6 protein-coding genes and 5 pseudogenes are annotated in these 8,409 nt (G+C 64.8%); 9 read left to right on the forward strand and 2 right to left on the reverse strand.

The window, feature by feature from the left end:
- Positions 1-282: 282 nt before the first annotated feature.
- The 5 genes and pseudogenes from ABLE43_RS22750 to ABLE43_RS22770 form a co-directional block, all read left to right on the forward strand.
- A pseudogene (locus ABLE43_RS22750) lies at positions 283-492 on the forward strand (IS256-like element ISSpwi2 family transposase); the annotation flags it as partial.
- A 220-nt stretch (positions 493-712) separates the two neighbouring features.
- Positions 713-1,069 (forward strand): IS66-like element accessory protein TnpA, encoded by a 357-nt coding sequence (gene tnpA, locus ABLE43_RS22755; RefSeq protein ID WP_348980238.1) that lies wholly within the window; start codon positions 713-715, stop codon positions 1,067-1,069.
- Positions 1,066-1,413, forward strand: a complete 348-nt coding sequence (gene tnpB / locus ABLE43_RS22760; RefSeq protein ID WP_348980239.1) for an IS66 family insertion sequence element accessory protein TnpB — start codon at positions 1,066-1,068, stop codon at positions 1,411-1,413. The genes tnpA (ABLE43_RS22755) and tnpB (ABLE43_RS22760) overlap by 4 nt, the downstream gene beginning before the upstream one ends.
- Positions 1,414-1,474: 61 nt before the next feature.
- Positions 1,475-3,027, forward strand: a pseudogene (gene tnpC / locus ABLE43_RS22765) (IS66 family transposase).
- A 63-nt stretch (positions 3,028-3,090) separates the two neighbouring features.
- Positions 3,091-3,419, forward strand: a pseudogene (locus ABLE43_RS22770) (transposase); the annotation flags it as partial.
- A gap of 64 nt (positions 3,420-3,483) precedes the next feature.
- Here the strand turns inward: ABLE43_RS22770 and ABLE43_RS22775 are convergent.
- Positions 3,484-3,939, reverse strand: a pseudogene (locus ABLE43_RS22775) (integrase core domain-containing protein); the annotation flags it as partial.
- Positions 3,940-4,016: 77 nt separating this feature from the next.
- Between ABLE43_RS22775 and tnpA (ABLE43_RS22780) the strand changes: the two are divergent.
- The 3 genes from tnpA (ABLE43_RS22780) to tnpC (ABLE43_RS22790) all read left to right on the forward strand — a co-directional run bounded on the left by tnpA (ABLE43_RS22780) (position 4,017) and on the right by tnpC (ABLE43_RS22790) (position 6,277).
- Positions 4,017-4,388 carry an IS66-like element accessory protein TnpA gene (gene tnpA, locus ABLE43_RS22780; RefSeq protein WP_348980240.1) on the forward strand — a complete coding sequence of 124 codons (372 nt, stop codon included), beginning with the start codon at positions 4,017-4,019 and terminating at the stop codon, positions 4,386-4,388.
- On the forward strand, positions 4,385-4,732 hold the full coding sequence (gene tnpB, locus ABLE43_RS22785) for an IS66 family insertion sequence element accessory protein TnpB (protein ID WP_076711207.1): 348 nt from the start codon (positions 4,385-4,387) through the stop codon (positions 4,730-4,732). Before tnpA (ABLE43_RS22780) ends, tnpB (ABLE43_RS22785) begins: the two co-directional genes overlap by 4 nt.
- A gap of 111 nt (positions 4,733-4,843) precedes the next feature.
- Entirely contained in the window at positions 4,844-6,277 is a 1,434-nt protein-coding gene (tnpC, locus tag ABLE43_RS22790) for an IS66 family transposase (protein ID WP_348980242.1), read from the forward strand.
- A 29-nt stretch (positions 6,278-6,306) separates the two neighbouring features.
- On the opposite strand, the pseudogene ABLE43_RS22795 reads toward tnpC (ABLE43_RS22790), so the two are convergent.
- Positions 6,307-6,828 (reverse strand): annotated as a pseudogene (locus ABLE43_RS22795) (helix-turn-helix domain-containing protein); the annotation flags it as partial.
- Positions 6,829-7,104: 276 nt separating this feature from the next.
- Here ABLE43_RS22795 and ABLE43_RS22800 point away from each other — a divergent pair.
- Positions 7,105-8,271: a nucleotide sugar dehydrogenase gene (locus ABLE43_RS22800; protein ID WP_348980241.1), complete on the forward strand. Its 1,167-nt coding sequence runs from the start codon at positions 7,105-7,107 to the stop codon at positions 8,269-8,271.
- Positions 8,272-8,409: the final 138 nt, after the last annotated feature.

The raw sequence follows: 8,409 nt of genomic DNA on the forward strand, positions 1-8,409 counted from the left end.
CGATGGCTACCAGCACGGCGCCGGCAGGCGTAGAGGTGAGCTTGGTCATGGTCGGTCGGCCTCCAAAGTGTTGTCTCGATAACTTCACTTTAGATACCTGCTGGCCGGCCATGGCTTGCCCTGGTGAAGCCTGCAGCCGCTTCGCGGCCTTGTCTTCATCAGGGCCACAGTGGCTCCCGTTCCAGCGCTTCCCGATGTGCTACGGCACCGAACTGACCTCAAATGGGGAGTGTCAGGAATTTCGTGTGCGGGCGGGCATAAAGGGGAAGAAGGAGACCCTGTATGTCCCGACGCAAAGAGCCCGCGATACCGAACGAGCTGCTTGATCAGCTACTGGCTGGCGCTGATGCTGGTACCGCCCTGGCGCAGGGCGGCCTGCTGGATGCGCTGAAGAAGGCGTTGACGGAACGCGCTTTGGACGCGGAGATGGATCATCATCTGGCCGGAGACGAGGGCACCGGCAACTCGCGCAACAGCTACGGCCGGAAGACTGATCATCCCCCGGTTTGGCGGACACTGATGATAGGCTCTGCGGAGCCAGGAGGTGTATGATGGCGAGTACGACGAAGCGTGTAAGCGTGGTGTGGAGGCCGCCTTGCGGTAGCGCCGGTAGCGGGGACGCTTGTGGCCTTTGACGAGGGCGCTGGCGGTGCGGGAAGTTATCGGTTCTACGACCAGTCATACGAGCACTCGTATGACTGGTCGGATAGAGGTGGTCGGCCGGGTATCAGGCCGGCGCCGATGGTCGGATGCGGAGAAGCTGGAGATCCTGGCCGAGGCGTTTCGGCCGGGGGTTCGGGTCTGCGATGTCATCGCGCGACGCGAGGTGTCGAGCAGCCTGATCTATACGTGGCGCAAGCAGTTGCGGGAGGGCAAGCTGGCGGGCGTCGCGCCTTCGTTGCCGGTGTTCGCCGAGGTCGAGATTGCCGAGCCTATCCCGCCAGCACCGCAGACGGCGGCATGTTCTACGGGGCTCATCCACATCGACCTTCCGAGCGGTGTACGGATGAGCGTCGACGCGCATGTGGATGCGGGTGCGCTGGCACGGGTGCTGTCGGTGCTGCGGTGACCCCGGTGCCGCTGCCGACGCGGGTGTTCCTGGCGTGCGGCGTGACCGACATGCGCAAGGGGTTCGATGGCCTGGCGGTGCCGGTGCAGCAGGTGCTGGCGCAGAACCCGCATTCAGGTGCCTTGTTCGTGTTCCGGGGCAAGCGCGGTCATCTGGTCAAGCTGCTGTGGTTCGACGGCCAGGGACTTTGCCTGTTTTCCAAGCGGCTCGACCGGGGCCGTTTCGTCTGGCCGGTGACCGCGACAGGCGCGGTGACGCTGACCCCGGCGCAATTGTCGATGCTGCTGGAGGGCATTGACTGGCGCCGCCCCGAGCGGACGTTCACGCCGACGCTGGCGGGGTAGGAACGGCGGTTTTGCGCCACTTTCCCTCGCTCGCCAGCCTGCAATCTGCTATGTAATCCGCGTGTCGGAAGCGCCTGTTTCCCCTGCTGATGCGACCGCGCGGATCGCCGCGCTGGAGGCCTCGCTTGCCCGGGCCAATGCCGCACTCGCCGCCCGCGACCTGCTCATCGACACGCTGCGCGGACAGATCGCCCGGCTGCGGCGGATGCAGTTCGGCGCCTCGTCCGAGAATCTTGGCCGCAAGATCGAGCAGCTCGAACTGGCGCTGGAGGAACTGGAGACGGAGCGTGATGCGCCTGGGCCCGAGGTGGCTGACCCCGGCGTAGCGGTTCGACCGGTGCCCGTCCGCAGTCTGCCAGGGCATCTGCCGCGCGAGGAGGTCGTCCACGAGCCGGCATCGGGTGCCTGCACCTGCCCGGACTGTGGCGGTGCGCTGCGTCCGCTTGGGTCCGATGCGCACGAGATGCTCGACATCGTGCCGGTACGCTGGCGGGTCGTGCGCAACATCCGGCCCAAATACAGCTGCCGGTCCTGTGACAGGATCGTCCAGGCACCGGCACCAGTGAGCGCCATCGCTCGCGGCAAGGCAACCTTTGCCACGCTGGCACACATCGTCGTCTCGAAATTCGACCACCATCTGCCGCTCTACCGTCAGGCCGAGATGATGACGGCGCAAGGGCTCGGCATCGACCGCTCGACGCTGGCGGGCTGAACCGGACAGGCTGCGGCGCTGCTCGACCCCATCGTCAGCCGCATCCGCGACGAAGTCCTCAAGGCCGACAAGATCCATGCCGACGACACGCCCGTGCCGGTGCTCGACCCCGGCCGGGGCAAGACCGCGACCGGGCGGTTGTGGGTGTACGCGGCCGACGACCAGGCATCCAGCGGCACGGCACCACGTGCGATCTGGTATCGCTTCACGCCCGACCGAACCGCCGCGCATCCCATGTCCCATCTCGCCGGCTTTCGCGGTTTCCTCCAGGCCGATGCCTATGCCGGTTATGACGGGCTCTACCGCAGCGGCGTCACCGAGGTCGCATGCTGGGCGCATTCCGGCGCAAGGTCTTCGACCTGCACGAGCGGTCGCCCACGCCGCTGACCACCGACATCCTCGAGCGGATCGGCGCTCTTTACGCTGTCGAGGCCGAGGTCCGCGGCCAGCCGCCTGATATGCGATGCCGAACCCGTCAGGAGAAGAGCGGGCCGCTGGTCGATGACCTGCTCGCGGTGCTCGACGCCACCCTGCGCCGTCTGTCACCGAAGTCCGACATGGCCCGGGCCATCGCCTACGGCACGAAGCGCTGGCCAGCACTGTCGCGCTTCCTCGATGACGGCCGCCTGGAGATGGACAACAATATCGCGGAGCGTGCGCTGCGCGGTGTCGCCGTCGGACGCCGCAACTGGTTGTTCGCCGGCTCTCGCGCAGGTGGCGAACGGGCCGCGGCCATCTATACCGTCATCCAGACCTGCAAGGCCAACGGCGTCGACCCGCAGGCCTATATCGCCGATGTCATCGCCAGGGTCGCTGGCGACTGGCCTGCCAGCCGCTCGGACGAACTCATGCCGTGGAACTGGATGCCGCCGGCAGATCGGCCGATTGCGCAAGCCGCATAATCCGCGGTCTTCACACCGCGCTTACCGAAGCGTCGGTTCACGGACGAGTTCAAGCGCGAGGCGGTGGCGCTTTGGGAGACGAGCGGCCGGCTGCAGACCGAGGTGGCAGCCGAGTTGGGGATCATGCCGACGATGCTGCGTCGCTGGCAGCGCAAACTGCAGGAGATCAGCACTCCGCCGGCAGGCCCGGCGGCAAAGCCACCAGTATCGACGATGGCGTCGCCGGCGGATCAGGCGTCCGAGATTGCGCGGTTGCGGCGCGAGCTGAACCGGGCGCGGATGGAGCGTGACATCCTAAAAAAAGCCGTCGGCATCTTTGCGGAGATGCCGCGGTGAAATTCGCTTTCATCGAGCAGCATGCGTCCACCTGGCCGGTGAACGTTGTCCGTCGTCAGGACATTTGGCGCAGATGGGGGCGTAGATTAGCGGAGAGCGGGCCTCGTCTGGGGGTTGATGTTATGCGGCCAGCTTGCGGTGCAGCAAGCGCCGATATTCGAGGGTCTGTCGCTTGACCCTTTCGCGCCGTTTGATGATGGCGGCGGCCCTGCCGAAGGAGGCGTCGGCCGGGGTCACGTTGGCCAGGCTCTCGTGGTAGCGCTGGTGGTTGTAGTGCTCGACGAAGGCTTGGATCTGGGCCTCCAGGTCGCCGGGTAGGAAGTAGTTCTCCAGCAGGATGCGGTTCTTCAGAGTCTGGTGCCAGCGCTCGATCTTGCCCTGGGTCTGGGGATGCATCGGGGCGCCGCGCACATGGCTCATCTTGTTGGCCTCGATGTATTGAGCCAGCTCACCGGCGATGTAGCTGGGACCGTTGTCGCTGAGCAGCCGGGGCTTGTACGCCACCTTGGCACTGTCGCAGCCGGAAGCCGCCAAGGCCATGTCCAGGGTGTCGGTGACGTCCTGCGCGGTAAGCGTCCGGTCTTCCCCGCCTTGCTGGAGAGGTGATGCGCAAGCCACAGGTGCGGCACTGTGGCAGGCACCGGTGCGGCATCATGGCAACGCGAATTATCGAGATGGTTGAAGCTGAGCCGCGGCGACGGTTCAGTGACGATGACAAGGCGCGGATCGTGTCGGAGGCGATGATGCCGGGGGCGAGCGTGCTGGACGTGGCGCGGCGTCACCGGGTGTGCACGTCGCTGGTGTACCGCTGGCGACGCATGCTGCTGCGCGACGGGGTGGCGAGCGAAGCGTTGCCTGGGGCGGCGTTCGTGCCGGTCGAGGTAGCGGGCGTGCCCATGGTGCCGCATCCAGAGCCGCTCGGACCGGGTGCGGTGGAAGTGGTTGGCCCGGCCGGGCAGCGCATCCGCCTGGCGCCTCCCATCGACGCGCGGGTGCTGAAGGCCGTGCTGGCCGGGTTCGCTTGATCGGGCCGCCGGGCGGCGTCCGGGTGTATCTGGCGGCCGGTGTCACGGACATGCGCAAGGGCTTCGACGGACTGGCGGCGCTGGTGCAGCAACGGCTGCGCCAGGATCCGTTTGGGGGTGCGGTGTACGCCTTCCGGGGCAAGCGCGGCGATCTGGTCAAGCTGCTGTGGTGGGACGGCCAGGGTCTCGTCCTCCATGCCAAGCGTCTGGAGCGGGGCCGGTTCACCTGGCCGGCGACCGCGGACGGCGTCGCGGTGCTGACCCCGGCGCAGTTGTCGATGCTGCTCGAAGGGGTGGACTGGCGGCATCCGATCCGGTCCTCGCAGCCGACCTTGGCTTGGTAAAAAGCACGGTTTCCTGCGGCTTTCGCGTGTATCGGCACGGGTGTTCTGGTATAAGCGGGCGTGTCGCCCGATGCCGCCTCGCTGCCTGACGATATCGCCCTCCTGAAGGTCATGCTCATTGCTGCCGGCGCCGAGCTGGAGCAGTTGCGGATGCAGGTCGCGCAGCTGCGGCGCATGGCTTTTGGCCGCTCCTCGGAGAAACTGACGCATCAGGCGGACCAGTTGGAGCTCGGGTTGGAGGAACGCGAGGCGGAAGCGGCGGCCACGGCAACGCCGACCGTTGCCCGGACGCAGGATGCTACCAGACCCTGCCGCCAACCGCTGCCCGACCATCTGCCCCGCACGGACGTCGTACACGAGGCACCGTGCGTCTGCCCGGACTGCGGCGGTGCCATGCGGCGCATGGGTGAGGACGTTACGGAACAGCTCGACTATGTCCCTGCCTCGTTCCGGGTCGTGCGCCACGTCCGGCCGCGGCTGAGCTGTCGGTCATGCGAGCGCATCGTGCAGGCGCCGTTGCCATCCTTGCCCATCGAGCGCGGCCGGCCCGGTGCCGGGCTGCTCGCACATGTGCTGGTGTCCAAATACGCCGACCATCTGCCGCTCTACCGCCAGTCGGGCATCTACGCGCGCCAGGGCGTCGACCTTGCCCGCTCCACCCTTGCGGACTGGGTCGGGCGCTCGGCCGCGATCCTCGACCCGCTGGTCGACGCGCTCGAGCGCCACGTCATGGGTGGTTTGACCCTCCACGCCGACGACACGCCGGTGCCGGTGCTGGCCCCCGGCGCCGGTCGCACCAGGACGGGCCGGCTGTGGACCTATGTGCGTGACGAGCGCGGGGCTGGCAGCGAGGCCCCGCCCGCCGCGCTGTTCCGCTACGCGCCCGACCGCAAGGGCGAACGCCCCGCCGCGCACTTGCGAACATTCCAGGGCGATCTGCACGCCGATGGCTATGCCGGGTTCGACCGGCTCTATGGAGATCGCATCCGCGAGGTGGCCTGCTGGGCGCATGTCAGGCGCAAGTTCTTCGACGTCCATGCCGCAACCGGCTCCGCCACGGCACGTGAGGCGCTGGACCATATCGCCGGGCTCTATGCCGTCGAACAACACGTGCGTGGTCGGACCCCGGACGAGCGACGACACGCGCGCCAGGCAAGGGCCGGACCGCTGCTCGATGCGTTCCGCCAGTGGCTCGACGCGACCGGACCAAAGCTGTCCCGGCGCTCCGACCTCGCAGTCGCCATCCGCTATGCGCTCACCCGCTGGATGGCGCTGACCCGCTATGCCGACGACGGCCGCCTCGAGATCGACAACAATGCCGCCGAGCGCTCGCTGCGCGGTATTGCCGTCGGTCGCAAGAACTGGCTGTTCGCCGGCTCCGACCAGGGTGGCCATCGCGCCGCCAGCATCTACAGTCTCGTGGAAACCGCCAGGCTCAACGGCGTCGACCCCGAAGCCTGGCTGACCGACACCATCAGCCGCATCGCCGACCATCCGGCCCGACGGGTCGCTGAACTACTGCCGTGGAACTATCGTCCCGTCTGACGCGACACCCTCACCGGACGCTTACCCTGCGCGCGCATGTTGGCGCACAGCTTCCAGGCGATGATGTAGCGCGAGAAATCGTCGAGCACGGTCGACAGATACATCCAGCCCCACCCGATGATCTTGAAGTAGGTGAAGTCTGTCTGCCACATCTGGTTCGGCCGCGTAGTCTTGGTGTGGAAGGCGTCGGCGGCCTTGATCACGACGAAGGCCGGGCTGGTGATGAGGTCGTGGGCCTTGAGCAGCCGGTAGACCGTGGCCTCGGACACAAAGTACTGACGTTCATCGGTAAATCGCACCGACAGTTCGCGCGGGGACAGCTCGCTGTGTTCGAGCGCCATCTCGACGATCTGGCCCTGGATATCGTCGCCGATGCGGTTCCACACCCTGCTCGGCGCCGACGGCCGGTCCTCCAGGGCCTCGGGCCCGCCGTCGAGGTAGCGGTCGTACCAGCGGTAGAAGGTCCGGCGGGGGATGCCCAGTTGGTCCAGCGTGCGCTTGGCCGACAGGTGCGACTGCTCGACGATCCTGATGATCTCCAGCTTCTCGGATGGCAATTTCACGTTGGAGGATCTGGGCTTCATCTTCGTTCCTTCGTCACTGCGACGAAGCCCAGATCCTCCTCAACTCACAACCTCAAATCTGTGCCAGTGGTGCTGACGGGGGACAGTCCGGTCAAAACGGGGGCTGGCTCACTGCGCAAGTTGCACGTTTGGATAGACGGAATGCGCAGAAACACCTAAGATGCAGTGAAGCGGGGAGCGCGACGCCAAATTGGTTTCGTTTCAAAGCCGAATTTTATCAATAATTTTGCGAGATGCAGACGGATGAAGATTGCGGTTTTCGGTCTTGGCTATGTCGGGCTCTCCAACGCTGTGCTGCTGGCGCAGCATAACGAGGTTGCAGCGGTCGACATCTCGGCAGAACGGGTTGACCTGCTGAACGCCCGTCAATCGCCTATCGTCGATGCCGAACTCGAAGCGTTTCTTACTACACGCGCGCTTGATCTCACTGCCACGCGTAATGCCGAGCAAGCATTAGCCGGTGCCGATTATGTAATCGTCGCGACGCCTACCAACTACGACGCGGACACCAACAAGTTTGATACATCTTCAGTCGAAGCAGTTATCCGCACCGCCACCGTCGCTAATCCAGCAGCGACCATCGTCGTGAAATCGACCATTCCAGTCGGGTTTGTCGAGGACGTACGCATCCGGCTGAACGCGCCGCAGGTGATCTTCAGCCCGGAATTTCTGCGTGAAGGCCGCGCGCTTTACGACAATCTTCATCCCTCGCGGATTATCGTCGGCGAGCGATCCGAGCGCGCACGCATCTTCGCCGAGCTGCTGCGACAGGGCGCGGAGAAGAAAGAGATCGACATCCTCTTTACCGATGCGAACGAGGCCGAAGCGATCAAGCTGTTCGCGAACACTTATTTAGCAATGCGGGTAGCATTCTTTAACGAGCTCGATAGCTACGCCATCGCTGGCGGCATGAACACCCGGCAGATCATCAACGGCGTCAGCCTCGATCCGCGGATCGGACGGCATTACAACAATCCGAGCTTTGGTTACGGCGGCTACTGCCTGCCCAAGGACACGAAGCAGTTGCTCGCCAATTATTCCGACGTGCCCCAGAACTTAATCCGCTCGATCGTCGATGCCAACCGCACCCGCAAAGATTTTCTTGCCGAGCAGATTATCGCGCGCAAGCCGCGGACGGTCGGCGTATTTCGTTTAGTGATGAAGGCGGGATCTGATAATTTTCGCCAGTCGTCGATCCAAGGAATCATGAAGCGTCTCAAGGCCAAGGGTATCGAGGTGGTGATCTACGAGCCAGCGATGACGGACGAGACATTCTTCGGCTCGCGGGTTCTGCGCGATCTGGACGCATTCAAGGCGGAAAGCGACATCATTGTCGCAAATCGCCGTACTGTCGAGATCGATGATGTCTGCGGAAAGATCTTTACACGCGACCTGTTCGGGTCAGATTAACTATTGTTTATGGACTGTTGATTTTTGCTGAGAGTTGACCCGGCGGTGGTGGGAATTTCCATCGAGAAGTGACCCGTGTCTCAACCTTTCCCCGACGGTTTGTCGGGGAGTGACGGAGTTGATGAACATGGCGTTACT

The sequence above is a fragment of the Sphingomonas silueang genome, assembly GCF_040049155.1.
Lineage (GTDB): Bacteria > Pseudomonadota > Alphaproteobacteria > Sphingomonadales > Sphingomonadaceae > Sphingomonas > Sphingomonas silueang.

Bases quoted from the DNA above. Each gene is read 5' to 3' on its own strand.
- tnpC (WP_348980242.1), top strand. From the start codon at position 4,844: ATGCTCATTGCTGCCGGCGCCGAGCTGGAGCAGTTGCGGATGCAGGTC.
- tnpA (WP_348980240.1), top strand. From the start codon at position 4,017: ATGGCAACGCGAATTATCGAGATGGTTGAAGCTGAGCCGCGGCGACGG.
- ABLE43_RS22800 (WP_348980241.1), top strand. From the start codon at position 7,105: ATGAAGATTGCGGTTTTCGGTCTTGGCTATGTCGGGCTCTCCAACGCT.